The 26,953-nt window shown below is 74.0% G+C and carries 11 protein-coding genes; 6 read left to right on the forward strand and 5 right to left on the reverse strand.

Annotated elements, in window-relative coordinates; translation table 11 throughout:
• Window positions 1–524 precede the first annotated feature (524 nt).
• Window positions 525–2,543 carry an arylsulfatase gene (locus tag WME89_RS02525; RefSeq protein WP_438007691.1) on the forward strand — a complete coding sequence of 673 codons (2,019 nt, stop codon included), beginning with the start codon at window positions 525–527 and terminating at the stop codon, window positions 2,541–2,543.
• An 80-nt stretch (window positions 2,544–2,623) separates the two neighbouring features.
• Complete coding sequence (locus tag WME89_RS02530) at window positions 2,624–4,966, forward strand: multiheme c-type cytochrome (protein WP_438007692.1); 2,343 nt, start codon at window positions 2,624–2,626, stop codon at window positions 4,964–4,966.
• A gap of 330 nt (window positions 4,967–5,296) precedes the next feature.
• Here WME89_RS02530 and WME89_RS02535 read toward each other — a convergent pair whose 3' ends face one another.
• The gene (locus WME89_RS02535; RefSeq protein WP_438007693.1) at window positions 5,297–6,187 is read right to left on the reverse strand and encodes a 3-hydroxyacyl-CoA dehydrogenase family protein; all 891 of its coding nucleotides are present in this window, start codon (window positions 6,185–6,187) and stop codon (window positions 5,297–5,299) included.
• A gap of 245 nt (window positions 6,188–6,432) precedes the next feature.
• Here WME89_RS02535 and WME89_RS02540 point away from each other — a divergent pair, with 245 nt between their 5' ends.
• The 3 genes from WME89_RS02540 to WME89_RS02550 all read left to right on the forward strand — a co-directional run bounded on the left by WME89_RS02540 (window position 6,433) and on the right by WME89_RS02550 (window position 19,683).
• On the forward strand, window positions 6,433–17,655 hold the full coding sequence (locus WME89_RS02540) for a tetratricopeptide repeat protein (protein WP_438007694.1): 11,223 nt from the start codon (window positions 6,433–6,435) through the stop codon (window positions 17,653–17,655).
• 14 nt (window positions 17,656–17,669) lie between these two features.
• Window positions 17,670–18,695 carry an aminotransferase class IV gene (locus tag WME89_RS02545; protein ID WP_438007695.1) on the forward strand — a complete coding sequence of 342 codons (1,026 nt, stop codon included), beginning with the start codon at window positions 17,670–17,672 and terminating at the stop codon, window positions 18,693–18,695.
• A 154-nt stretch (window positions 18,696–18,849) separates the two neighbouring features.
• Entirely contained in the window at window positions 18,850–19,683 is an 834-nt protein-coding gene (locus WME89_RS02550; RefSeq protein ID WP_438007696.1) for a hypothetical protein, read from the forward strand.
• A gap of 113 nt (window positions 19,684–19,796) precedes the next feature.
• On the opposite strand, the gene WME89_RS02555 is transcribed toward WME89_RS02550, so the two are convergent.
• The 4 genes from WME89_RS02555 to WME89_RS02570 form a co-directional block, all read right to left on the reverse strand.
• Window positions 19,797–22,136, reverse strand: a complete 2,340-nt coding sequence (locus WME89_RS02555; protein ID WP_438007697.1) for a hypothetical protein — start codon at window positions 22,134–22,136, stop codon at window positions 19,797–19,799.
• Between the two features lie 54 nt (window positions 22,137–22,190).
• Complete coding sequence (locus tag WME89_RS02560) at window positions 22,191–22,577, reverse strand: RidA family protein (RefSeq protein ID WP_436624726.1); 387 nt, start codon at window positions 22,575–22,577, stop codon at window positions 22,191–22,193.
• Window positions 22,578–22,672: 95 nt separating this feature from the next.
• Window positions 22,673–23,383 carry a recombination mediator RecR gene (gene recR, locus WME89_RS02565; RefSeq protein ID WP_438007698.1) on the reverse strand — a complete coding sequence of 237 codons (711 nt, stop codon included), beginning with the start codon at window positions 23,381–23,383 and terminating at the stop codon, window positions 22,673–22,675.
• The gene (locus WME89_RS02570; protein WP_437307394.1) at window positions 23,380–23,703 is read right to left on the reverse strand and encodes a YbaB/EbfC family nucleoid-associated protein; all 324 of its coding nucleotides are present in this window, start codon (window positions 23,701–23,703) and stop codon (window positions 23,380–23,382) included. The genes recR and WME89_RS02570 overlap by 4 nt, the downstream gene beginning before the upstream one ends.
• A gap of 619 nt (window positions 23,704–24,322) precedes the next feature.
• Between WME89_RS02570 and dnaX the strand changes: the two genes are divergently transcribed.
• Entirely contained in the window at window positions 24,323–26,938 is a 2,616-nt protein-coding gene (dnaX, locus tag WME89_RS02575; RefSeq protein WP_438007699.1) for a DNA polymerase III subunit gamma/tau, read from the forward strand.
• Window positions 26,939–26,953: the final 15 nt, after the last annotated feature.

Consider the following 26,953-nt stretch of genomic DNA (forward strand, 5'->3'; position numbering starts at 1 on the left):
CAGATGCCCCGCGGCGCAGTGAGCTGGCTTTCGGTCTCGGCGACTCGACGAGGCGCCCCGTGCAACCACCAGGCACGAACAGGCACGAACTCGGGCCGCGGACCTCGTGGTGGCGAATCGTCTTGTATAACGTCCGATTTTCCGTTATAGCGGACGCATGTTGATTTCCCTCGTTGCCGCGTGGACGTTCGGTTCTCACGCGGGGGCCTTGGGCGCTTGCTGTCGAACGAGCACCTGGCGTTCTTGCTGTAGCTAGCTGCATGCGCCGCGGCGCGAGCTGCGGCGAGGAGAAGAGATCGAGGCAGCGCGCCCGCGTCCATGGCGACGCGCCACGCTGCGGTTCGTCGTGACGGCCGAGCCACGCGGCTCATCACCGTCAGAGTCCCACCCTTCTCGTGGCGCGCCCGGCGGAGCTTTGCCAGCGCGCGAACCGAGGCGTCCCTTCAGGATGACGGCGGGCACTCGCTGCCGACGACGTTCGACTCCGTCATGCGGCTGCTTCCAGCACTCCCAAGGAGACATGTATGAAGCGGTTCTTCGAACGTCATCGATGGATTGGTTCGGCGCTCGCGAGCGGGCCCTGGCTGCTCGCCACGCTGCTCGGCCCGATCGGCTGCGGGAACGACGACGGTTCGGGCGGCGGTGGCAGCGCCAGTCAGGCTGGCAGCTCGAGCGGCGGATCGGGCGGTTCCACGGGTGACACCGGCAGCACCACGGGCGGCACCGGCAGCGCGACGGGCGGCGCCGGCGGCGGTGGCAACTCGGGCGAAGGCGGCACCGGCAGCGCGACGGGCGGCGCCGGCGGCGGTGGCAACTCGGGCGAAGGCGGCACCGGCAGCGCGACGGGCGGCGCCGGCGGCGGTGGCAGCTCGGGCGAAGGCGGCGCGGCGGGCGAAGGCGGCGGCGGTGCAGCGGGCTCGGGCGGCGCTGGCGGGGCCGGAGGTGCCGCGGGCGGGGGCGGCGCGGGCGCCGAGTTGCCCAACATCGTCACGATCGTGGCCGACGATCTCGGCTTCTCGGACCTCGGCGCCTTCGGCGGCGAGATCAGCACCCCGAACCTCGATACGCTCGCCGCCGAAGGCCGCATCCTCACCGGGCACCGCTCCGGATCGCTGTGCGCGCCGACCCGCGCGATGCTTGTCTCCGGCACGGACAGCCACGCCGTCGGGCTGGGCCGCATGGGCGGTGGCAGTGGACCGCAAGCAGGGCAGCCGGGCTACGAGGGCCACCTGACCGATAATGCGCTGTCCGTCGCCGAGATCCTGAAAGACGCCGGTTACCACACGTACATCGCCGGCAAGTGGCACCTCGGCGACGCGGAGGATCAGAGCCCGCCGGCGCGCGGCTTCGAGAAATCGTACGTCCTGCTCGGCGGCGTGGCGACGTTCTTCAACGAGTACGCCGACCCTCCGACGACCGCGCAGGCTCAGGGCTATCGCGAGGACGGCGTGTACACGCAGCCGCCGCGCGACTTCTACGCGACCGAGTTCTACACGGACAAGCTCATCCAGTACATCGAGAGCAACCGCGCCGACGGCAAGCCGTTCTTCGCGTTCGCCACGTACACCACGCCGCACTGGCCGCTTCAGGCTCCGCCCGAGTACATCGACAGGTACCGCGGCCGCTACGACGCGGGCTACGACGCCATCCGCGAGCAGCGCCTCGAGCGACTCAAGAGCCGCGGCGTCATCCCCCCGTCGTTCACGCCGAATCCCCGCCTGCCGAGCGACGACAGCAACCCGAAGACCTGGGAGCAGCTGACGCCGGAGGAAAGGATCTACGAGGCGCGGCGCATGGAGATCTACGCCGCCATGGTCGAGAACCTCGACGCCAACATCGGCAGGTTGATCCAGTACCTCAAGCGAGTCGGCGAGTACGAGAACACGTTCATCTTCTTCCAGTCCGACAACGGCGCGGAAGGTGGCAATCGCGAGGGCTTTGCCGCAACCGACCCGAGCCGCTCCGGGCCGGTGGTGAACACGCTCGAGAACCTGGGTCGACCGGGGTCGTACATCGGCGTCGGACCTCGCTGGGCCGAGGTGAGCGCCACGCCGTTCCGGCTGTGGAAGAGCTACACGACCGAAGGCGGCATCGCCGTTCCGGCCATCGCCCGGCTGCCGGGGCAGCACGAGGCCAGGCCGCAGTTCGACGGAACCACGCACGTGATCGATTTTCTGCCGACCGTGCTCGATCTGGCCGGCGTGCCCGACCCGGGGAGCACCTACAAGGGCCGGGGAGTCGAGCCGATCAGCGGGCATTCGATCCTGCCGGTGCTCGAGGATCGGGCTACCGGCGTGCGCGCGCCCGGTGAGACGTTGATCTGGGAGCACGGCAACCACCGCTACGTGATCCGCGACAACTGGAAGCTGCTGTGGCTCAGCGCGCCCTATGGCCCGACGCCGCGCGCCTGGACGCTGTACGATCTGGCCACCGACCGCGGCGAGCTCAACGACGTTTCCGCGGCTCATCCGGACGTGGCGGCCGAGCTCGCCGCCGCGTGGACGCAGTACGCCACCGACCGCAGGGTCATCCTCACCGAGTAAACGCGCACCCTGCCGCACGCGAGACCGGGGCTCCTCTGCAGGACCCGAGTCTCGCGGCGGTGCTTGCCTCCGCCCCGCCCATGGCTGATTCCCGACTCGTTCGCTGGTGGCCCATCGCCGTCGTGACCCTGGCGCTCGCCGGGCTCCTGGTCTGGCGCGCGTCCACGAGCGCATCCTCCCTCACGCCAGCCAACGCTTCCACGGCGAGCGCTTCGGGGGCGAAACCCGGGGCGGCGCACGGCGACGCCGCGGAGGCCTCGTCGGCTGCGGCAAAGCCGTCCGATCCGGCGGAGCGCTCGCCAGAGCGTGCAGCGGCCGGCTTCGTCGGCAGCGACCGCTGCGCTCCGTGCCACGCCGAGGAGCACGCCGCGTGGCAGGGCTCGCAGCACGCGCGGGCCATGCAGCACGCGAGCGCCGCCACCGTGCTCGGGAACTTCGAGGGGGCGCGCCTGCGTTACGCCGGGCAGGTCCACCGCTTCGAGCACCAGGACGGGAAATACTGGGTCACCACGGACGGCCCTGATGGCCAGCTGCACCGCTACGAGGTGCTGTACACCTTTGGCGTCGAACCGCTCCAGCAGTACCTCGTTGCCGGCCCGGGCGGACGCTTGCAGGCGCTGCCGTTCGCGTGGGACTCGCGCCCCCAGGCACGCGGCGGGCAGCGCTGGTACCACCTGCACGAGCGCGACAGCGTGCGCGCCGGCGACGTGCTGCACTGGACCGCCGCCAGCCAGAACTGGAACCACATGTGCGCCGAGTGCCACTCGACGCACGTCACGAAAGGATACGACGCGGCCGCGGACCGCTTCACCACCACCTGGTCCGAGATCAGCGTCGGGTGCGAAGGCTGCCACGGCGGCGGCGCGCGCCACCTCGACTGGACCAAGGCGCGAACGCCGGACCCCTCGAAGGGCCTCGACGTGCGCTTCGACGAGCGTCAGAACGCCACGTGGAAACGGCTGCCCAGCGGTACCGCGCAGCGTGACAAGAGCCCCACGAGCGGCACCGAGAGCGCCACGTGCGCTTTCTGCCACGGCCGCCGCGAGACCCTCTCGCAGCCGTTCCGGCACGGCGCCCCGCTGCTCGACAGCGTCGGGCTCGAGCTGCTGACCGAGCCTCTTTACACGCCCGACGGCGTGATGAGCGACGAAGTCTTCACCTACGGCTCGTTCCAGCAGAGCAAGATGGCGCACGCCGGCGTGACGTGCAGCGACTGCCACGAGCCGCACTCCGGCCGGCTGCGCGCCGAGGGCAACGGCGTGTGCGCGTCCTGCCACGAGCCGGCGCGCTTCGATGTCCCCGGGCATCACCACCACGCCGCGGACGCCGCCGCCACGCCCGCCGCGAACGCCGCCGCCACGCCCGCCGCGAACGCCAGCGCCACGTCGAGCGCGCCCGCCGCTCCGCGCTGCGTCGACTGCCACATGCCGGCGCGCACGTACATGGGCGTCGACGTCCGTCACGATCACGGCTTCCGGGTGCCTCGGCCGGATCTCTCGGTCCGCCTCGGGATCCCGAGCACGTGCACCGACTGCCACGGGCAAAAGCCCGCGAGCTGGGCCGCCGACGCCGTGCGAGCCTGGCTCGGCCGCCCCGCGCAGAGCTACCAGACATACGCCGAGGTCTTCGCTCGCGCGCGTGCCGCGCCCGGCGACCCGGCCGTCGCCGCCGAGCTCCAGCAGCTCGCGACCGACAGCGCCATCCCCGCCATCGCGCGCGCCACCGCGCTCGCCTCGCTGCGCGTCGCCCCCACGGCCGCGTCGCTCGCCGTCCTCCGCTCCGCGCTCGCCGACCCCGACCCGCTGCTACGGCGCGCTGCGCTCGGCGCGCTGGGGAGCTACGACCCTCGCCGCATCGCGGCCGTCGCCGCGCCGCTCCTCGCCGATCCCGTGCGCGCCGTGCGCGCCGAAGCCGCGCGCGTGCTCGCGGGCGTCGACCCCGGCGCCCTGTCCGATCGCGCCGCGCAGGATCTGGATGGAGCGCTGCGCGAGTACATCGCCACGCAGACCCTCCACGCCGACCGAGCCGAAGCCCAGAACAACCTCGGCCTCGTCTTCGCCCGCACGGGCAAGCCGCGCGACGCCGAGCAGGCCTACCTCGCCGCGCTTCGCATCGAGCCCGGCTACGTCCCCACCTACGTGAACCTCGCCGATCTCTATCGCGAGCTCGGCCGCGACGCGGACGGCGTCGCGCTGCTTCGCCGCGGCGTCACCCGCCTTCCCGAGCAGGCCGAGCTGCTCCACTCCCTGGGCCTCGCCCTGGTCCGGCAAGGCCACAAGGACCAGGCGCTCGAGCCGCTGAAGCGCGCCGCCGAGCTCGCGCCCGAGCAGGCGCGCTTCCAGGCCGTCTACCAGGCCGCGCTGGCCGCCTTGCGGCCATCCACCCCGGCTGCTCACGCCCAGCCGCCTCCCGGGCGGCCCTGAGCTCCTGGTCGCCCGTCTGCCCCGCACGCGGCCACGCCCTTCGCGCAGCATGAATCCACCCCTCCCTCCCCTGGAGAGAGCCAGCGGGGGAGGGGGCGCCGCGCGGGGGGCCGGCGGGGTAGGGCCCCACAAACCCGAGCGCCGGCCCGCTCCGTGCGTCTCGCGCCCGGACCGACCCACCCGCTCTCACGGCAATAGCCCCCCGAGAGGCGCGAGTTTGTGGGAGGGGCCCCCGCCGGCCCCCCGCGCGGCGCCCCCTCCCCCGCTGGCTCCGCTGCCGCCGGCCCCCCGCCCGGCACCCCCTCCCCCGCTGGCTCCGCTGCAGCCCGGCTACACCGCCCGCCCGCTCTTCTGCCCCTTGTCGTCGTACACGTAGAACCCCCGCCCGCTCTTCTTCCCGTACCACCCCGCCGCCACCAGGTTCCGCAGCAGGGTGGGCGCCCGGTACTTCGAGTCCCCGAACTCCCGGTGGAGCACCTCCGCGATCGAGAGCACCGTGTCGAGCCCGATCAGGTCGGCCAGCTCGAGCGGCCCCATCGGGTGGTTCAGCCCGAGCCGCGCCCCCGCGTCGATGTCCTCGGGCGTGGACAGCCCCTCCTGGAGCGCGAAGCACGCCTCGTTGAGGAACGGGATCAGCATCCGGTTCACGATGAACCCGGGCTGGTCCTTCGAGGTGATCACCGTCTTGCCGAGCCCCACCGCGAGCGCCCGGACGGCCTCGTACGTGGCGTCCGACGTCTGCACCCCGCGGACGAGCTCGACCAGCTTCATCAGCGGCACCGGGTTCATGAAATGCATGCCGATGACCAGCTCGGGCCGGCCGGTCAGCGCCGCGAGCCGCGTGATCGAGATCGACGACGTGTTCGACGCCAGGATCGCCCCCTTCGGCATCGCCGCGTCGGCGAGCTTGAAAATCCCGCCCTTCACGTCGAAGCTCTCGGTCACCGCCTCCACGGCGAGGTCGACCCCCGACAGGCCGGCGATGCCGTCGGCCACCGCGACGCGGCCGAGGAGCGCCTCCCGCTCCTCCGCGGCCATCTTGCCCTTGTCCACCTGCTTCGCGAGAATGGCGGCGATCTGGGCCTTGCCCGACTCCGCCAGCGCCCTCGAGACGTCGCACAGGACCACCTCGAGGCCCGCGGCCGCGGCGACCTGGGCAATGCCTCGCCCCATCTGGCCCGCGCCGATCACCCCGAAGCGCTTGATCGTCGTAGCTTCCATAGGCCGCGGTTGATACCCGAAGCGGAGAGCGCGGTGAACCGTCCACGCCCGCGGCCCCGCGGCCCGACGGCTGCGGCCGTCCCTGGCGCAGAAGCGAGCGAAAGCTCCGCCCGCGCTTCCAGCCCCGCGGGGGCGACGATCCTTGAAACCGTGTCGTCCGCCCGGCTATCTTCGCCCGGCCCGTGAACGGACCGGACCGAATTCGCGAGGTCCGCGGAGAGACGATGAGCGTTGAGACGATTCGGATGGCCCTTGGGCGCCTGCAGGATGAGCCTGAAAACGAGGCGGCCTGGAACGAGCTCGCGGAGGGCGTGACCGCTCCGACCAACAGCGCGGGCGCCGGTGACGTCGAGCGCCTGCTCGGCTCGGCGCGCGCGCGGCACGAGCAGCGGCACGAGTGGCAGGCCGTCGCCCGGCTCCTCGAGCTGGAGATCGCCCTCGCCGCCGGGAGCGCCGTCGAGGGCGCGATGCAGGCGGAGCTCGCCCGCGTCTACCACGAGGAGCTCATCGACGTGGAGCGCGCCGCGGCCGCCTACAAGCGGCTGCTCGAGCTGCGCCCCGACGACGACGCCGCCGCCGAGGCGCTCGAGACCGACGCCTCGAAGCGCGAGCGGTGGCGCGACCTCGTCGACCGGTACGTGGCCGAGGCCGAGGGCGCCACCGACAGCACCTTCAAGAGCGCGCTCTACACGAGCGCGGCCGACATCGGCTACCGCTACGGCCGCGCCGAGCTCGGCGAGCGGGTCGCCGAGCTGCTCGAGCTCGCCCTCCAGCTCGACCCGAAGAACGGCCGCGCCGCCAACCTCGCCGAGATCGCCTTCTCCACCGCGGGCGACTGGGACGCCGTCGTGCGCGTGCAGACGCTCGTCAAGGCCGAGGCCCAGATCAAGGAGGACCGCATCGCCGCGGGTCTCCGCGCGGCGCGCACCATCCGGACCCACCTCAACGATCCGGCCCGCTCCGTCGCGGCCTACGAGGAGGTGCTCGACCTCTCGCCCGGCCAGCCCGAGGCGCTCTCGTTCCTGGCCGAGGCGTACTCCGCCGCGGGCGACTGGGACCGCCTCGTCGCCCTCTACGAGGACCAGCTCCGCAGCGGCGGCGTCAAGCCGGGCGAGGAGCTCGGCATGCTCGTGCAGATCGCCATGGTCCACTGGCGCATGCGCGGCCAGCCCCAGGCGGCCGAGCCCTATTTCGACCGCGTGCGCCGCGCCGATCCCGCGCACGCCGGCATGCTCAACTTCTACCGCGAGGTCCTGGAGCAGCGCGGCGACAAGCCGCGGCTCACGACGATCCTCACGGACGCGCAGCGCGCGCTACCCGACGGCGCCGAGAAGCGCGCCATCGCCACCGAGCTCGCGCGCCTCGCCGAGTCGCAGGAGAACGCCGCCAAGGCGATCGAGCAGTACAAGTCGGTGCTCCGGACCGACCCGGAGAACCGCCAGGCGCGCGACGCCCTGAAGCGCCTCTACCTCCAGACCGAGGGGTACAACGCCCTGGTCGAGCTCTACCGGCAGGACCTCGAGCGCACGCCCGCCGACGACGTCGCCGGCCGGGTCGCGGTGCTCCGCGAGATCGCCGGGATCTACCGCGACCGCGCCAAGAACGACGCGGCGCTCGTCACGGTCCTCACCCAGATCGTCCAGCTCGACGACAAGGACGTCGACGCGGTGCGGGAGCTCACCCGCATCTACGAGGCGCTCGGGCGCTGGCGCGACCTGCTCTCGTACCAGCAGCGCCTCGCCGAGCTGACCGAGAGCCCCGCCGAGAAGGCGGGGCTCTACCGCGCCGTCGCGCGGCGCTGGTTCGACCAGTTCTCGAACGTGCAGAACGCCATCGCCGCGTACGAGGCGCTGCTCACGGTCGAGCCGATCGACGAGGAGGCGCAGCAGAAGCTCCGCGAGCTCTACCTGAAGCGGCGCGCCTGGCCGCAGCTCTACTCGCTCTACGAGCGCAAGCTCGAGAGCGCCGAGGGCGCCGCGAAGATCGAGCTGCTCGGCGAGATGGCCAAGCTCGCGGCGGAGCGGCTCGACCGCGGCGCGGACGCGATCGCGCTGCAGAAGCGGATCCTCGAGCTCGATCCGAACGCCCCCGGGGTGCTCGACGCGCTGGAGAAGCAGGCCGAGCGCGAGAAGGACTTCGCGACGGTCGCCGAGGTGCTCGAGCGGCGCGTCGACCTCGCGCCGGACGACGCGGCGCGCCTCGTCTCCCTGCAGAAGCTCGGCGCCGTGTACGCCGAGCGCCTCAAGGACGCGGCCCAGGCGGCGCGGACGTGGCGGCGCGTGCTCACGCTCTCGCCGGGGCACGCGCGCGCGCTCCGCGTCCTGCGCGACGCGTACTTCGCCGCGGGCGACTGGGACGGGCTCGAGGAGCTCTACGCCTCGCAGAACGACTGGGAGGGGCTCGTCGACTTCCTCTCGGGCGCGGCGGACAAGGCGACCGACCCGGCGACGAAGCTCGACATCTCCTTCCGCGCGGCGCGGATCTTCGAGGAGCAGCTCAAGGCGCCGGAGCGCGCGGCGCGCTCGTACGAGCGCGTGCTCAGCGTCTCGCCGAAGGACGCGCGCGCCGCCGCGGCGCTCGTGCCGATCTACGAGGAGGAGGAGAAGTGGGCCCGGCTGCCGGCGCTCTACGAGATCCTCCTCGACGCGACCGACGACGCCGAGGCGCAGGTCGGCATGCTGCGCAAGCTGGCGGCGGTGACGGGCGGCCCGCTCTCGGACAAGCCGAGCGCGCTCGGCTACGCGCGCCGCGCCTACGAGCTCCAGCCCGACGAGGACGGGCTCGATCTGCTCGAGGCCTGGTCGCGGGCGGCGGGCTCCTGGGGGCCGTTCGTGGAGGCGGTCGAGGGCCGGCTCCGGACGGCGACGGACCTCGCCACCGACGTGCAGCGCACGCTCCGGCTGAAGCTCGCCGAGGTGTACGCGCGCGAGATGGGCAAGCTCGACGAGGCGGTGACCGTCTACCGCGGCCTCGTCCAGGACGACCCGTCCGACGAGGGCACGGTGCGCGCGCTCGACGCGCTCCTCCGCGCGAACGAGCGGCAGGAGGACCTGCGGTGGCTGTTCGACCTCAGGGCGAGCCAGGTCGAGGGCGAGGCGCGCGCCGAGATCCTCGAGGAGTGGGCGACGCTCGAGGAGGAGGTCTTCGGCGACCCGGCCAAGGCGATCGAGCTCCTGCGCAAGGTCATCGCGCTCACGCCCGGGCGCGTGGAAGCGCTGCGGGTGCTCTCGCGGCTCCTCATCGCCGCGGGCGAGTACGAGGCGGCGGCCGAGATCGTGGCCACGCACCGCGACGTCAGCGAGGGCGACGACAGGGCGCGGCGCGAGATCGAGCTCGCGTCGCTCTACCTGGACCGGCTGGACCGGCCCTCGGACGCCTTCGAGGCCGCGGTGCGCGCGCTCGACCTCGCGGCGCACGACCCGGACGCGATCGCCGTCCTCTCGCGGCTCGTCGAGCGCCCGGAGACGCGCGTGCGCGCGGCCAGGGTCCTCGCGATCGAGTACGCCGAGACAGGCAACCACCGGCGCGAGGCCATGGCCCTCCGGGTCATCCTCGAGGCGGAGCGCGACCCGGCGCGGCGGCGGGAGCTCTACGTGACGCTCGCGAGCGTCGAGGAGACGAAGCTGCATGCGGCGGGGACGGCGTTCGACGCGCTGCTCCGGGCGCTGCACGAGTTCTCGGACGACCTCGAGCTCTGGGACCGCGCCGCGGAGCTGTCGCGGCGCGCGGGCCGGCCGACCGATCTCGCGGAGGCCTACCGCGTGCACCTCGTCGCGGGGCGCACCGAGGGCGACAAGGTGCTCGGCAGCGCCGTGGAGGTCGAGCTCTGCGAGCGCGCGGCGAGCCTCCACGACGAGCAGCTCGGCGACCCCGAGGGCGCGCGGCCGTACCTCGAGCGGGTGCTGAACCTCGACCCGAACAACCACCGCGCCTTCGAGCGGCTGAAGCAGATCCTGACGGCGGCCGAGCGGTGGGGCGAGCTCGAGGAGCTCTACGACCGCGCCGCCAAGGGCACGACCGACCAGGCGGAGCGCATCGAGCTGCTCAACGAGGTCGCGCTGATCGCCGAGGAGATCATCGGCGATGCGGCGAAGGCGATCGGCTACTACGAGCGCATCCTCGAGCTCGACCCGTTCTACACGGCGGCGCTCGACTCGCTGGAGAAGCTCTACGAGCGCGAGGGCCGCTTCCGCGACCTCGCGGCGCTCCTCGAGCAGCGCCTGAAGACGGCGACCGAGTCGGAGAGCGTGGAGATCAAGCTGTCGCTCGGCAGCATCTACCTCGACCGGCTGCACGAGCCCGACGGGGCGCTCGGGCACCTCGAGGACGTGCTGCGGATCCGGCAGAACGACGCGAAGGCGCGCGAGCTCGTCGAGCGGCTGCTCGACATCGGGACGCTCCGGCTGCGGGCGGCGCGGGTGCTCGAGGCGGTGTACGAGGCGCGCGACGAGATCCGGCAGCTCGTGCGGGTTCTCGAGATCCGGCGCGAGGGGGCCGAGACCGAGTCGGAGCGGCGCGAGCTGCTCCGCCGGGTCAGCGTGCTCCAGGACGAGCGGCTCAAGGACGACGCCGGCGCGTTCGCCAGCCTGTCGGAGCTCCTGCCGCTCGAGCCGGAGGACCTCGCGGCGCGCGAGCGGCTCATCGAGATCGGCCGGCGCCTCGGCGAGCACGAGCAGGTGGCCGAGGTGCTCACGGCGGCCGCGGACGCGTGCGGGACGGCCTCGATCCGCGGCGAGATCCTGATGGAAGTCGCGAGGATCTGCGAGGATCTCCTCGGCGACGCCGACCGGGCCGAGAAGGTCTACCGGCGCGTCCTCGGGATCGATCCGACCGACCCGGCGCTGGTCATCCCGGCGGCGCAGGCGCTCGGCCGGATCTACGCGGCGAAGGAGCAGCACCAGGCGCTCGCGGGCGTGCTCGCGATCGAGGTGCGCCTCGAGGAGGACGTCGAGACGCGGCGGTCGCTCTACGAGCGCATCGGCACGCTGTACGAGACGGTGCTCGACGACCCGGCCAAGGCGATCGAGGCCTGGCAGGCGCGGCTCGGCGACGACAGCGCCGACACGGCGGCGCTCGCGGCCCTCGAGCGGCTCTACGAGCGGACGTCGCAGTGGCGGGAGCTCGTCTCTGTCCTGAGGGCGCGGGAGCAGTCGACCGCGGACGCGGAGGAGCGGCGCCGCGCGATGACGAAGGCGGCCGAGACGCTCGCGCAGAAGCTCGCCGACGTGCCCGAGGCGATCAACGCCTGGCGCGCGGTGCTCGACGAGTTCGGCCCGGAGCGCCCGACGCTGGCGGCCCTCGAGGAGCTCTACGAGCTCGACGAACGCTGGGTCGACCTCGCCGACACGCTGGAGACGGACCTCTCGCTCGCGGCGGAGACGCCCGCCCGGCTCGACCTCCTGGCGCGGCTCGGCGACGTGCGGCGGCTGCACCAGGCCGACGCGGCGGGCGCGCTCGAGGCGTACCGCCAGGCGCTCTCGCTCGACCCGTCGAACGCGCGCTGCCGCGCGGCGCTCGAGGCGATGCTCGAGCGGGACGACGCGCGGCGCGACGCGGCCGAGACGCTCGAGCCGCTCTACGAGGCGGACGGCGACGCCGAGCGCCTCCTCCGGGTGCTGGAGATCAAGGTCGAGACCTCGGACCTCCCGAGCGAGCGGCTCGCCACGCTGCAGAAGGCGCTCCGCACGGCGGAGGGGCCGCTCGGCGACACGTCGCGGGCGTTCGGCTACGCGCTCCGCGGGGTGCGCGAGGCGGCGGGCGAGCCCGACGTGACCACCTGGATCTCGACGGTCGAGCGGCTCGGCGAGGCCACGGGCCGCTGGTCCGAGGTGTGCGAGCTGTTCCAGCGCATCGCGCCGGACATCCTCGACGGCGACGTGCAGCAGAACGTCCGGCTCCGGGTCGGCGAGCTCGCGCGGCACAAGCTCGGCAACCGCGAGCTCGCGGTCGAGCAGTACAAGAAGGCGCTCGAGGCGCGGGGCGACGACCGGCGCGCGATGATCGCGCTGGAGGAGCTCTACGGCGAGGCGAACGACGCGGGCCGGCTGCTCGAGATCCTGAAGCTCCGCGTCGAGAACGCCGAGAGCGACGAGGAGAAGACGGGGCTGCTCTTCCGGATCGCGGAGCTCGAGCGGGGCCCGCTCGGGGACCAGGCCGCGGCGATCGCGACCTACGAGACGATCCTCGACATCGCGCTCCACCCGGACGCCATCGCGGCGCTCGACAGCCTCTACCGCGAGGCGGGGCGCTTCGATGACCTGATCCGGCTCTACGAGCGGCAGCTCGACGTGCGCGCCGGCGACCTCGCCGAGCTGCACGTGAAGATCGCGCTCGTCGCGCACCGGCACACCGGCGACGTGCAGCGCGCGTTCGACGAGCTGTCCGAGGCGCTGCTCATCGACCCGGCGCACGAGGGCGCCGTGTCGCTGCTCGAGGCGATCCTCGAGGGCTCGGCCGAGGCCGAGCACCGGGCGCGCGCGGGCGAGATGCTCGAGCCGGTGTACCTGCGCCGGGCGGACTGGAACCGGGTGAAGATCGCGCTCGAGGCGCGCCTCGCCGCGAGCCAGGACCCGGTCGAGCGCCGCGACCTCCTGCAGCGGCTCGCGACGCTGCACGAGGAGCAGCTCGAGGACTACCGCGCGGCCCTGGAGACCGTGGCGAAGCTCCTCCACGAGGACCTCACCGACGAGGGGGTCTGGGCGGAGCTCGAGCGGCTCGCGAAGGTGGCGAGCGCCGAGCGGCGGCTCGCGGAGATCTACGCGGCGGAGCTCGGCGAGCTCGCCTCGGACGACGCGGCGAGCGCGAAGCTCAGCCGCCGCACCGGCGAGCTCTACGCCGAGCTCGGCGACGTGGCCGACGCGCTGAAGTGGTACCGGCGCGCGCACGAGTTCGAGCCGGACTCGCGCGAGCTGTTCGACGCGATCGATCGGCTGCTCATCAAGGAAGGGCGCCACGCCGAGCGCATCCAGCTCTACCGCGCGGCGCTCGACTACCGGAAGGACGAGGACCGGCTCGACGCCCTGCACACGATCGCGCGCCTGGAGCGGACGGAGCTCCGCGAGCCCGCGCGCGCGATCGAGACCTACCGCGCGGCGCTGGACGTCGACGAGGGCGACGCCCGCGCGCTCGACGCGCTGACCGAGCTCTACCGCGAGCTCGACCGGCCGCGCGACCTCGCCGACCTCTACCTGCGCCGGGCCGAGGCGGCCCCGAACGGCGAGCGGGCGGCGCCCTACCGGCTCGCGCTGGCGGAGCTCCTGCGCACGCGCCTGGAGGACACCGCGGGCGCGATCGATCAGCTCGAGGCGATCGTCGGCGAGGTGCCGACGCACGCCGAGGCGATCCGGGCGCTCGAGGCGCTGATCCAGGATCCGCAGCACAAGGCGCGGGTCGTCGAGATCTTGCGGCCGCTCTACGAGGGGGCGGACGACTGGCGGCAGCTCATCCGGCTCAACGAGGAGCGGTTCGGCCTCGCGTCGGACGCGCGCGAGAAGGTCGGGGTGCTCCGCGAGACGGCGAAGCTCTGGGAGACGCGGGGGAGCGACGAGCTGCGCGCCTTCGACGCGACCCGGACGGCGTTCGGCCTCGATCCGGACGACGGCGAGACGCGCGGCGAGCTCGAGCGGCTCGCCGAGCAGCTCGGCGCCTGGGAGGAGCTCGCGGAGAGCCTCGAGGAGGGCGTGACGATCACGTCCGACGAGCTCACGAAGCGCGAGCTGCTCTCGTCGCTGGCCAAGGTCTACGACACGCGCATCGACGACCCGCGCCGGGCGCTCCGCGCGTACGCGCGGCTGTCCGCGCTCGACCCGAGCGACCCCGAGCCGCTCGAGCAGATGGACACGCTCGCCGTGCTCCTCAGCGACTGGGACACGCTCATCGCCGTGCTCGAGAAGAAGAGCGAGATGGCGTCGGACGAGGAGAACGCCTCGATCTGCCGGCGCATCGCCGAGACGAAGCTCGAGATGCTCGAGGACACCGAGGGCGCCATCCAGGCGTACGAGCGGGCGCTCGAGCTCGATCCCGAGAGCGCGATGACGATCGACGCGCTCATCGAGCTGCACGAGCCGCGCGGCGCCGCGAGCCGGCTGGTGGAGCTCTACGGCCGCCGCGTCGAGCTCGCGGGCGCCGACGAGGAGGAGCTGCGCTACGACCTCAACGTGCGCGCCGCCGAGCGCTACGAGCGCGACCTCTCGAGCCCGCGCGACGCGATCACCGCGCTGAACGCGGCGCTCGACGCGAAGCCGGGCGACGCGGCGGTGCTCTCCTCGCTCGAGCGCCTCTACCGCGCCGAGCGGATGTGGGACGAGCTCCTGTCGAACCTCATGCTCCAGGCGAGCGCCGCCACGGACAGGGGCGCGCGGATCAAGCTGCGGACGGCGATCGGCGACCTCTACGCGGGGGAGCTCGAGAGCCCGAGCGACGCGATCGAGCAGTACCGGCTCGTGCTCGACGAGGACGCGGTGAACGACCATGCCATCAAGGCGGTCCGGTCCATCGGCGAGGGCCGCGAGGAGCTGCGCCTCGACGCCGCCCAGGTGCTCGAGCCCGTCCTCCGCGCGGCCGGCCGTCACGAGGAGCTCGCGGCCGCGCTCGAGCTGCGCCTCCGCGCGCAGACCGAGCCGGCGGATCGCGCCGAGACGCTCCGGGCGATCGCGGCGGTGCAGGACCTGCAGCTCGGCCGGCCGATCGAGGCGGAGCAGGCGCTGCTCCGCGCCCTGGAGGACGCGCCGGACGACGCGTCGCTGCACGGGGAGATCGAGCGGCTGGCGGAGCGCACGGACGGCTTCGGGCGCTACTGCGACGCGCTCGCGCAGCGCGCCGCGGCCACGTTCGACGCGACGATCGCGAAGGACCTGTTCCTCCGGATCGGCCGCATCGCCGAGGAGAAGCTCAGGGACGACCGGCGCAGCGCGCAGGCGTACGCCAAGGCCGTCGAGCACGCCGGCGACACGCCGGAGCTCCTCGAGGCGCTCGACCGGCTCTACGGCCGCCTCGGCGACGAGAAGGCGCTCGCGGACGTGCTCGAGCGGCGCGTCGCCGTCACGGCCGGCGATCGCGACCAGGCGGACCTCTTCTACCGGCTCGCGGTGATCCAGATCGAGTCGTTCGGCGACAAGTCGCAGGGGCTGAACACCCTGCGGCAGGCGCTCGACCGGGCGGTCGACCACGAGCGGGCGAGCGCCGCGCTCGAGGCGCTCACGGAGGACCCGGCGCTCTTCGAGGAGGCGGCCGAGGCGCTCGAGGGCGTCTACCGCACGCGGGGCGACAACGCCGCGCTGGCGCGCCTCTACGAGAAGCGCATCCGCTTCGCGCCGACCGGCGTGGAGCGGATCCGGATGCGCCTCGACCTGGCCAAGGTGCTCGAGGTGCGCTCGAACGACCCGCGGGCGGCGCTGGAGACCCTCGAGAAGGCGCTCGCCGACGACCCGTCGGACCCGGACGTGCTCGGCGAGATCGAGCGCCTCGCCCCGCTGACGGGCGGCTGGGCGAGCGCCGCCACCGCCCTGGAGCGGGCGGTGCGGGCCGGGACCGAGCTCGACGGCGACACGGCGCGCGACCTCTGGATGCGCATCGCCGAGTGGCAGAAGAACAAGGTCGGCGACCCCAAGGCGGCCGAGGCGGCGTACGAGGCGGCGCTCACGCACGACCCCACGAGCGAGCACATCCTGCGCTCGATCGAGGAGCTCCAGCGGGCGCCGGGGCGCGAGCGCGACCTCATCGGCACGCTCCGCCGGATCGCCGCGCTCGACGGCATGCAGGGGGCCGCGGGCGAGCTCCGGCGCGAGGCGAAGGAGCTCGCGGAGCGCGCGCTGGGCGACCGGGAGCTCGTCGAGGCGATCCTGCGCGAGATGATCGCGGCGGACGAGGGCGACACCTGGGCGCTCGCCGAGCTCACGAAGGTGCGTGAGGAGGCGGGCGACCACAAGGAGGTCTTCCGGCTGCTCGTGCGCCAGTCCGAGCTCTACGCCGAGGCGGATCGCATCCGCGACGCGCGGCACGCCGCCGCGGCGGTCGCGCGCGAGAAGCTCGGCGACGAGGCGGCGGCGATCGAGCTCTACGAGACGCTGTTCGAGGCGGATCCGGGCGACGCGCGCGCCGCGACGGCGCTGCGCGAGCTCTACGCGAAGGCCGGCAAGCACAAGGAGCTGCTCGCGCTGCTCGAGCGGCTCACCGACCTCGCGGAGTCCCCCGAGGCCCGCTCGGCGCTGCGCCTGGAGAGCGCGGAGATCTGCCTCTCGCGGCTCGACGCCGTGAGCGAGGCGACCGAGCACCTGCGCGCGGTCCTCGACGAGCAGCCCGACAACGAGAAGGCGACGGTCCTGCTCGCGCAGCTGCTCGAGAAGACCGGCCGCGATCAGGAGCTGTCGGACCTGTTCGTCACGCAGATCGAGCGCGCGAAGGACCGCGGCGACGTCGCGGCGGAGCTCTCGTACAGCGTCCGCCTCGGCGAGGTCTACGAGACGCGGCTGAACGACACGGCGCGGGCGATCGAGACCTACCGCGCCGTCCTCGAGCGCGAGCCGCGCCACCCCGGCGCGCTCCTCGCGCTGGCCCGCCTGCACGAGCAGCGCGGCGAGAAGGCCGAGGCGGCGCAGCGGCTCGAGGTGATCCTCGAGGACGCCCGCTCCGCGGAGGCGGTGAGCACGGCGCTCCGGCTCGCGGATCTGCACCGGTCCCTCGGCGACGAGGGCGCGGTCCGGCGCGTGCTCGAGCGGGGCCTCGCGGCGGACTCGTCGGCGCAGGAGATCCGGAAGCAGCTCCTCGCGCTCTACGAGAAGCAGCAGGCCTTCACCGAGCTCGCCGATCTCATCACCGGCGACGCGGAGACGGCCGCGCAGCCGGCCGAGAAGGTGGCGCTCTACCGCAAGGCGGCGGGCATCCACCTGACGAAGCGGAACGATCCCGGGCGCGCCGCCGACCTCCTGGTCAAGGCCACCGAGCTCGTGCCGGGCGATCGCGAGCTCCTGCTCGCGCTGTGCGACGCCTACAGCGCCTCGGGCCGCGGCCAGAAGGCCGCCGAGGCGCTCCAGCAGATCGTCGAGTCCTACGGCGGCCGCCGCTCGAAGGATCTCGCCGCGATCCACCACCGCCTCGCCAAGGCCTACCTGGCCGAGGGGCAGCGGGACCGGGCGCTCGCCGAGCTCGACATCGCCTTCAAGATCGACCCGGGCTCGATCGCCATCCTCCGCGACCTCGGCGTGCTGGCGCTGGAGCTGTCGGAGTCCGGCGACGACGCGGCGGCGAAGGCGGCGCACATCGATCGCGCGCAGAAGACCTTCCGCGCCTTGCTCCTCCAGAAGCTCGACGAGGGCGCGCCGATCAGCAAGGGCGAGGTCTTCTATTACCTCGGCGTCATCAGCCACCGTCAGAACGACGACAAGAAGGCGATCCAGATGCTGGAGCGCGCCCTCGACAACGACAGGGACTTCGCCCCCGCGAAGGAGCTCCTGGCGCAGCTCAAGAAGTGACGTAATCTCGCCGTGTGACGCGGCTTGTCAGCATCGACGGTGTCATCCTCCGGCCGGAGGAAGCCAGGGTCTCGGTCTACGACCGCGGCTTCCTCTACGGCGATAGCGTCTTCGAGACCATCCGCACCTACGGCGGCGAGCCGTTCGCGCTGGACGAGCACCTCGCGCGCCTCGAGCGCTCGGCCGAGCGGATCGCGATCGCGCTACCGATCCCCCGCGACGAGCTCGGCCGCGAGGTGCGCGCGCTGGTCCGGGCCTCGGCCGAGGCCGGCGCCGCGGCCGAGGCCGGCGCTGCGGCCGAGGCCGGCGCCTCGGCCGAGGCCGGCGCCTCGGCCGAGGCCGGCGCCGCGGCCGAGGCCGGCTCCGCAGCGCCGCTCGAGAGCTACGTCCGCGTGATGCTGACCCGCGGCAGCGGCCCCCTCGGGCTCGATCCCGCGCTCGCGGGCGCGCCCCTCCGCGTCATCCTCGTCGAGCCGCTGAAGCCGCTGCCGGTCGCGCTCTACCGCGACGGCATCTCGGTCGTCACGACGCGGACCCAGCGCGCCGGCGACGCGGCGCCGGGCGCGAAGATCTCGAACTACCTCGAGAGCCTCCTCGCCCTGCGCGAGGCGCGGGCCGCGGGGGCGCACGAGGCGCTCATCCTGGACCCATCAGGCCATGTCGTCGAAGGGACGACGTCCAACGTCTTCCTCGTGGAGCGGCGACCCCCGGCGCACGAGGGCGCGGAGGATCCGGGCTACCTGCTGATCACCCCGCCCAAGGAGGCGGGGATCCTGGTCGGCATCACCCGGGCCAACGTGATCGATGTAGCGGGCGAGCTCGGCATGCCCGTGTGCTGCGAGCCGGTCACGATGTCCCGGCTCCTGGCCGCCGAGGAGGTGTTCATCACCTCGAGCCTCCGCGAGATCGTCCCGGTCGTCCGTGTGGACGCGCACCCCATCGGCGCAGGCGCCCCCGGCCCGAGGACCCGCGCGCTGCACGCCGCTTTCCGCGCGAAGGTAGGTCTTGGTAAGGCACACCTCCCGTGGGAGGTGTCCTGAGCCCCCGCGGCTGACCCGACCGCGTCGGATTCTTGCGCCCCCTGATGTGCCGCCCGGCGCGCGCGTCCAAGAAGCGGGCCGGCACGCTGCCTGGGCGGTCGGATGGGGCGGGGCCCGATCCTCGCCTGCCACACAATCTGTCCGAGAGGAATCCATGATGAATCGCTCGCTTCGAATCGCCTGCTTCCTGGTCTGCGCCGTGTCTGCGACGGCGATGGCCGGGTGTGCCGTCACCACCGATGAGAACTCGATCACCGCCGAGACGCTCGTCCGCTACGAGGGCAGCGACGAGAGCGCGCGCGTCGACTACCTCCCGACCCAGGGCGTCCGCATCGTGAGCGACAACGGCGACGTCGAGGTCCGCACCGGGGACGTGAGCCAGGTCGTGGTCACGTTCTCGCCGTTCACGATGCGCAAGAAGGACGAGAACAAGCTCGCGGTGCAGGAGATCGAGGACGACCTCAAGCTCTCCGCGATCACCGACGGCGACGTCGTCATCTCGACCGAGCAGAGGCCGGGCGCCTCGGGGTACCTCGGCGCCGACATCCAGGTCGTCCTGCCCGCCGACTTCGACGGCGTGCTCCGCGTCGAGCAGGACAACGGCAGCGTCGACGTCAACCTCGACGGCGCCCCGTCCCGCGGCACCACGGTCCTGAGCGACAACGGCAGCATCGATGTGGTCGGCGCGCGCGGCGCGATCGACGTGTTCACCGACAACGGCAGCGTCTTCGTCGATCTCGACGCGTGGAGCAGCTCGGATGGCTCCATCTCGAGCGGCAACGGCCAGCTCGAGCTCGCGGTGCCGGCCGGGGTGGACGGGACGATGACCGCGGAGACGCTCAACGGCGACATCGTCGAGCAGGGCCTCCCCTCGACGTGGGCGACCGCCGCCAACAGCGCCGGGAAGTCGTACACGATGGGCGACGGCGACGGCGGTCAGCTCGACCTCCTCACCGAGAACGGCGACATCACGATCGTCGTGAAGTAGCTCCGACAGCACAAAAGCCGAGAGGCGAGCGCCGGGTCGACCCGGGCTCGCCTCTCGGTTTTTGTGTCGATCCGGCGCGCCGGATCAGCCGCCGGCGGCGCCGGCGTTCCCGATCAGCCGCCGGCCGGCGGCTGGGCCTCGGCGCCCTGGCCCTCGGCGCCTTGGCCCTCGGCGCCCTGCGATTCAGCGCCCGCGCCAGCGGCCTCCGCGTCGCCCGGCGCCGCGCCGGAGGGCGCGACCGCGCCGGCCGGGACCGGCACGCGCAGCTGCCCGCCGCCCTGCTGCGCGAGCACGCCGAGCGCCTTCTGGAAGAACGCCGCCAGGAACGGGATCTCGCGCGGCGGCGCGGTGATCAGCCCGGCCTCCTTGACGGCGCGCGCGACGGCGAGGGCGGTGGTGGCCGCCGCGTCACCCTTGCGCGCCCGCAGCGAGACGGCGCTGCTCCGCATCCGCGCCGCGAGCTGCCCGCGCACCTCGGGCGAGAAGAACCGGTCGGTCGCGAGCTCGACCTCCTCCCGCAGCGCCGTATTCACCAGCTGCGGATCGCGCACCCCGGCGGCCCCGAGCCGCTGGCCGACCTTCTGGAGGAGCTCATCGAGCGCCGGCCGCGCGGGCAGCCAGTGCCGGAACTCCGGCTCGTCGTGCAGGGCGGCCGAGCCAGGGATCTGCGCCGCCACCAGCTCGTCCGTCAGGCTCTCCTCGATGTCGGCGACCGGGTGCCGCGGCTCGGCCTCCGGCGCGGGCTCGATGAGATCGCGACATCCGTCCAGCCCCAGCGGCACGACCTGCCCCGACACAGCGTTCTGCCGCTTCGCGGCCGCGATCCGGTGGCGCGCCCACTCCAGGGAGATGGGCACGGGCGCCGTGCCCAGGTTGTCGTACGCGCGCGCGCGGCCCTCCTTGAGCTGCGAGCCGCTGAGCCACCCCGCGCCGGCGTGGAGCACGCCGACCGACTCGCGCACGATCACCTCCGCGATCCGGTAGCGGCCGCTCGTGTCGCGGCTCGTGATCGCGATCGCCTCGGTCCCGCTCGAGTCGGGCGGGATCAGCGTCGCCTCGAACACCTCGGCGCGGTCGTCCGCGAGCCGCACCACGCGCGGGCGCGTCGGGATCGCCGCCCCGCGCGACTTCAGCACGTTGAGCGCGCGCCGCGCCGCCTTGCGCGCCGCGCCGGAGGCGTCCTCCGCCTCGGCGGCCGCCGCGATCGCCTCGACGTTGGAGGCGCCGAGCCACGCGTCGACCAGCGCCGGCGCGGCGTCGCCCGCGGCCCGCAGCGCCTCGAGCGCCCGGTCCCAGCCCGCCGCGAGCACCTCGGCGTCGAAGTCGACCTTCGCCGCGTCGGCGCCAGCGCCGCCGTCCTGTCGCGCGCCGCTGTCGGCCTTGCTCTTCGCGACCGCCGCGGCCTGCTTCGCCTTCGCGGTGCGCGCGCTGAGCGCCTCGCGCGCCGTGAGCGCCGGCTTGTCCGAGGCGGCGACCTGCTTCGCCTTGGCCGCCGGCAGCGCGAACAGGAGGTGCGCCGGCCTGGCCGGGCCCTGCTGCTGCTGCCGGGAGTCCTTGCCCGTCACGACCGTCGCTGTCGCGCCCTGCCCGACCACGGTCACCATGCGCTGGCTCTGCTGCTTCGCCGCGGTGGGCGCTCGTCCCTCCGCGCCCGCCGAGCCCTGCGCTCCGGGCCGCGCGCCCTGCGGTCGCCCGCTGTCCGGTCGCCCGCTGTCCGGTCGCCCGCCCTCCGAGACGGGCCGCGCCGAGAAGCCGCGATCGGGCCTCGGGCCGCGGTCGGGCCGCGGGCCGCGATCCGGACGGGGGCCGCGGTCGGGCCGCGGGCCACGGTCGGGCCGCGGGCCGCGGTCGAGCCTCGGCCCCTGCTCCGCTCCGGCGCCCTGCGCCGCTCCAGGTCCCTGCGCCGCGCCAGGTCCCTGCTCCGGCCGCGGGCCGCGGTCGGGCCGCGGGCCGCGGTCGGGCCGCGGGCCGCGATCCGGGCGGGGGCCGCGGTCGGGCCTCGGGCCGCGATCCGGCCGGGGCCCCCGGTCGACCCTCGGGCCGCCGGGGGCGGCGGCGGTCCGCTCGGGCCTGGGCGCGCGGTAGTCGCGCACCACCCGCGGCGCGACGGTGGGCGGCGGCGCGGCGTCCTCGCTCGTCGCCGGCGGCGGCGCGTCCGCGAGCGCCGGCCGCTTGCGGGGCGCGATCAAGTCCAGCAGCGAGCCCTGCGGCTCCTTCGCGGCGGCCTTTGCCGAGGGGGGGCGCGGCGCCTCGCCGGCGGCCTGCGGCGCGCCTTCCGGCGCCGCGTCGGCCCGACTCGCGCCGCTCGCGACGACCGACGTGCTCGCCGAGCGGACGACCTTCCGCGTGCGCGGCTTGTCTGCGCTCTCTGCATCGGGGGCGCCCTCGTGCGCAGATTCGGGAACTGCGCTGGCGGTCCGCTCCGTGCTCTCGCTCTCGTTCTTTGTGCTCATGTCGAGGCTCCCGGGGACATTTTGGAGAGGGGGACCGCGGCCGCGGCTCCCCGATTATCGCGAAAGATGGGCAACAGCTTCGATCTCGACGGCGGAGCCCTTGGGCAGCGCCGCCACCTGCACCGTCGCGCGCGCGGGCAGCACGCCGCCGACGGCCGCCCCGTACACCTGGTTCACGACGGCGAAATCGGCGAGGTTCGTGAGGTAGATCGTGGTCTTCACCACGTCGTTCCAGCTCGCGCCGGCCGCGGACAGCACCTCGCTCAGGTTCTTGATCACCTGGGCTGTCTGCGCCTCGATCCCGCCGGCGACGAGCTCGCCCGTCGCGGGGTCGATCGGGATCTGGCCGCTGCAGAACACGAGATCGCCGGCCCTGACGGCCTGCGAGTAGGGCCCGATGGCGCGCGGGGCCCGATCGGATGTGATTGCGGTTTTGGACATGTCGACCTCTGCATCATGGAGCGCCCCGGCGTGGGGAAGGCCCGCCCGCCCCGGCCCGTTCGCACGTGGCGCGGGGCCGCTCTTCGCGGTTCCCTCTAGCCGAAGCTCTTCCGGCCTTCGATGGCTCGCCCCAGCGTCACCTGGTCGGCGAACTCCAGATCTCCCCCGTGCGGCACGCCGCTGGCTATCCGCGTGACCTGGATCCCCATGGCGCCGAGCTCGCGCGCGAGCAGGAGCGCGGTCGCCTCGCCGTCGACGGACGGCGGGGTGGCCACCAGCACCTCGCGCACCGGCTGCTCGGGGTCGCGCACGCGCGCCCGGAGCGCCTCGAGCGGCAGCTCCTCGGCGCCGACGCCCTCGAGGGGCGAGAGGAGCCGGCCGAGCACGAAGTAGCGCCCGCGCATGGCCCCGCTCCGCTCGATCGCGAGGAGGTCCTGGACGCGCGCGACGACGCACAGGAGCGCGCCGTCGCGCCGCGAGTCCAGGCAGATGGCGCAGAGCGCCTGGCCGTCCTCGTCGATCTCGGCGATGTGGCCGCACCGGACGCACGGCCGGATGTGGTCGCAGAGCTCCGCGAGCTCGCTGCCGAGCTCGCGCGCGGTGTCCTCGCCGGCGGTCACGAGGAAGAGGGCGAAGCGCTGCGCCGTCTTCTCGCCGACCCCCGGCAGGCGCGCGAGCAGCTGGGCGACCCGCGACAGCCGGCCGGGCAGGCCGCCGGGGGCGCTGCGGAAGCCGGGCGCGGCCCGGCCGCCGTTCGGGACCCTCGAGGAGCCGGGGGGCGAGGCCGGGGGACGCAATGCGATCAAGTGTGCATGCCGGGGAGCTTGACGCCGCCGGTCACCTTGGCGATCTCGCTCTCGACGAGCTTGTCGGCCGTGTCGAGCGCCGAGTTCGTCGCTGCGACGATGGAGTCGAGCGCCATCTCCAGGCCCTCGCTCGCGAGGAAGGCGGGGTCGACGTCGATCCGGCGCAGCTTGCCCTCGCAGGAGACCACGACCGTGACCTTGTCGCCGGCGGCGGTCGCGCTCACCTCGCGGTCCTTCAGCTCGCCCTTCACCTGGTCGATCTTGCGCTGCATGCGCGCCGCCTGGCGAACCAGCTCATTCATTCCGCCGCGAAATTGCATGGTCAGACGGCGGTCTATGCCGTGAACCGCGCCGGGCCGCAACCGGGAAGGGGACGCGGGGAGCGCGGCCCAGCGCGAGGCGCCGGAGGGCCGCGCGCGGGGGGCGGGAGGGGGCGGGAACGGCCGCGTGGGGGGACGGGGAACGGCCGCGCGCAGGGGCGGGAGCGGCCGCGTGGGGGGACGGGGAACGGCCGCGCGCAGGGGCGGGAGCGGCCGCGCGCAGGGGCGGGAGCGGCCGTGCGCCCCACAGGAGGCTCCGGTTCATGCGGGAGCGCGCCGGCGCCGGCCGTGCGCTCGTCTGCTCTGCTGCGGGCTCCTCCACCTCTCCACAGTGGACGCTCCCAGTGGACGCTCCCGGCGCTAGTGGACGCTCCCGGCGCTGCGCGCGCGAGAGCCGGCGCCGGGCTCGCGGGAGGAGCCGGGCGCTGCCGCTTTTCCAGGGAGCGGACGCTCCTGCCTCTCCAGGTGCTCCTCGGCGGGCGGTGATCGATCCCGGCCGCGACGGAGCGGGGTGCGCTCGGCGCGGCAACTCTGGCAAACTCTCCGGAATGCGGGGCGACGTCGGGGCCGGCCACAGCTGCGGCGACGCGCCCGCCAGAAGGTGCTAGTCGAGCAGCGTATGAGCTACGTCGTCCTCGCGCGGAAATGGCGCCCGCAGTCCTTCGAGGATCTCGTCGGCCAGGAGCATGTCTCCACGACGCTCGGCAATGCCATCGCGCGGGATCGCGTCGCCCATGCCTTCCTCTTCACGGGTGTCCGCGGGGTCGGCAAGACGACGAGCGCCCGCATCCTCGCGAAGGCGCTGAACTGCGTCCACGGCCCCACGGCGAAGCCGTGTCAGACGTGCGCGCAGTGCACCGAGATCACGGTCGGCGCGGACGTCGACGTCCAGGAGATCGACGGCGCGAGCTACAACGGCGTCGACGAGGTGCGCAAGCTCCAGGAGAGCCTGCCGTACCGGCCCTCGCGCGACCGGTTCAAGATCTTCATCGTGGACGAGGTCCACATGCTCTCGAACGCGGCGTGGAACGCGTTCCTGAAGACGCTGGAGGAGCCGCCGCCGCACGTGAAGTTCATCTTCGCGACGACGGAGGTGCACAAGGTCCCGGTCACGATCCTGAGCCGGTGCCAGCGTTACGACTTCAAGCTCATCGGGGCGCAGGCGATCGCGGCGCGGCTCCGCTGGGTGCTCGAGCAGGAGAAGATCCCCGCCGACGACCCGGCGCTCAGCGCGCTCGCGCGCGAGGCGGCCGGGAGCATGCGCGACGCGATGAGCCTGCTCGACCAGGTGATCGCGTGGGTCGGGACGAGCGGCGATCGCATCACGGCCGAGGGCGTGGCGAAGGTGCTCGGCGTGGCCGATCGCGTGGTGCTGCACCGGCTCGCGGAGGCGCTCGTGGACGGCGACCCTGCGGCGTGCGTGCGCATCGTCGGCGAGCTCGCGCAGGAGGGGTACGATCTGCCGCACGTGGCCCGCGACTTCCTCGCGCACCTGCGCGATCTCGTGGTGGCCAAGGTCTGCGAGGATCCGGCGCCGCTGCTCGATCTCGCCGACGAGGAGGTGGCCGACGCGCGGGCGCTCGCGGCGCGGGCGGACGCGGACGATCTCACGCGGCTGCACCAGGGCTTCTCGCGCGCCTTCGACGACATCGTCCGGAGCGGTCAGCCGCGGGCGTCGCTCGAGATGGCGCTCGTCCGGCTCGCCAGGCGTCCACCGCTCCTGCCGATCGACGAGCTGCTGCGCCGCCTCGGCGATCTCGAGCGGCGCCTGAACGGCGGCGGTGGCGGCGGAGGCGGCGGCGCGCCGGAGCGTGGACCGCAGCGGCCCGGCGCGCCCTCCGGGGGCGCAGCGGCACCCCGGCGCGGCGCGGCGCTGGCCGAGGCTGCGCCGGAGGGCGCGCGTGCGGATGCACGCGGCGCGGGCGCGCCTGCGAACGGCGCGGCGCGGGCGAGCGGCGCGGCGGCAGGGAACGGCGCGGCGGCAGGGAACGGCGCGGCGGCAGGGAACGGCGCGGCGGCAGGGAACGGCGCGGCGGCAGGGAACGGCGTGGCGGCAGGAAACGGCGCGGCGGCAGGGAACGGCGCGCCCGCTGCGAACGGCGCGGCGCCCGCGTATGGCGCGTCGGCTGGAAACGGCGCGGCGCCCGCGTATGGCGCGTCGGGCGCGAACGGCGCGGCGCCCGCGTATGGCGCGTCGGGCGCGAACGGCGCGGCGCCCGCGTATGGCGCGTCGGCAGGAAACGGCGCGCCGGCTGGGAGCGGCGTGGCGGCGAGGGCGAACGGCTCGCCGTCTGCGTACGCCGCGCCGACTGCGTACAGCGCGCCGGCTGCGAGCGGGGTGGGGAGGGCGAACGGCGCAGCGGGAGTGAACGGCGTGGCGGTCACCGCGGCGAACGGCGTGGCGGCAGCGAACGGCGTCGCGAGAGCAAACGGCTCGCCGGCTGCGTATGCCGCGCCGACTGCGTACGCCGCGCCGACTGCGTTCGCCGCGCCGGGCGCGAGCGCGGCGGGGAGAGCGAACGGCGGCGCGGCGGCGAGCGGCGCGGCGGCGGCCAACGTCGTCCCCTTCGTGCACGGCGCGCCGGGCGCGAACGGCGCGGCGGGCGTGAACGGCGCGGCGGCGACCTTCGCGGGCGGCGCCGCGCCGGCCCTTGCGAGGGCGACGTCGTACCCGAGCGGCGCGGCCGCGCCGGCGTTGCGCGCCGACAGCGTCCCGCCTCCCTCGCCGCGCGGCGCGCTGTACTCCGTTCCGCAGAGCCCCCCGCCACCCGCGGCGCCGGGGCCCACGTCAAGGACGAGCGCGCCGCCGCCGGCGATGAGCGCCGGCGACCTCGCCACCTGGCGCGCGGTGATCGCCGCGGTCCGGGGCATGCGGCCGGCGCTCGCCTCCGTGCTCGAGCACGCGGCCGTGCTGGAGCTCACGCCGACCCGCGTCGTCCTCGGCTACGAGGCGAACTCGTTCCTGTCCGGCCAGGCCACCGAGCCCGCGGCCCGCGACCTGCTCGCCCGCGCCCTGCACGCCCACTTCGGCGGCCCCGCCGAGCTGGTCTTCGAGACGGTCTCCCGCGGCAGCGCTGGCCCGTCGCTCGCGCAGGTCGAGACCGCCGAGCGCAAGGCGCGCGTCGAGGCTGCCAAGCGCGCCGTGGCCGACCACCCGCTCGTCACGGCCGCGATCGAGCTGCTCGGCGCCGAGCTCAAGGACGTGCGGCTCGCTCAGGACTTCGCGGACGGGTGAGCGCCACGCTCACCG

Source organism: Sorangium sp. So ce321 (genome assembly GCF_051530195.1).
In the GTDB taxonomy this organism is placed as follows: domain Bacteria; phylum Myxococcota_A; class Polyangia; order Polyangiales; family Polyangiaceae; genus Sorangium.

What these genes read in the sequence shown, in the direction of transcription:
- dnaX (WP_438007699.1), top strand. Translation starts at nt 24,323, where the DNA reads ATGAGCTACGTCGTCCTCGCGCGGAAATGGCGCCCGCAGTCCTTCGAG.
- WME89_RS02560 (WP_436624726.1), bottom strand. Translation starts at nt 22,577, where the DNA reads ATGTCCAAAACCGCAATCACATCCGATCGGGCCCCGCGCGCCATCGGG.
- WME89_RS02550 (WP_438007696.1), top strand. Translation starts at nt 18,850, where the DNA reads ATGATGAATCGCTCGCTTCGAATCGCCTGCTTCCTGGTCTGCGCCGTG.
- WME89_RS02540 (WP_438007694.1), top strand. Translation starts at nt 6,433, where the DNA reads ATGGCCCTTGGGCGCCTGCAGGATGAGCCTGAAAACGAGGCGGCCTGG.
- WME89_RS02535 (WP_438007693.1), bottom strand. Translation starts at nt 6,187, where the DNA reads ATGGAAGCTACGACGATCAAGCGCTTCGGGGTGATCGGCGCGGGCCAG.
- WME89_RS02570 (WP_437307394.1), bottom strand. Translation starts at nt 23,703, where the DNA reads ATGCAATTTCGCGGCGGAATGAATGAGCTGGTTCGCCAGGCGGCGCGC.
- WME89_RS02530 (WP_438007692.1), top strand. Translation starts at nt 2,624, where the DNA reads ATGGCTGATTCCCGACTCGTTCGCTGGTGGCCCATCGCCGTCGTGACC.
- WME89_RS02555 (WP_438007697.1), bottom strand. Translation starts at nt 22,136, where the DNA reads ATGAGCACAAAGAACGAGAGCGAGAGCACGGAGCGGACCGCCAGCGCA.
- WME89_RS02525 (WP_438007691.1), top strand. Translation starts at nt 525, where the DNA reads ATGAAGCGGTTCTTCGAACGTCATCGATGGATTGGTTCGGCGCTCGCG.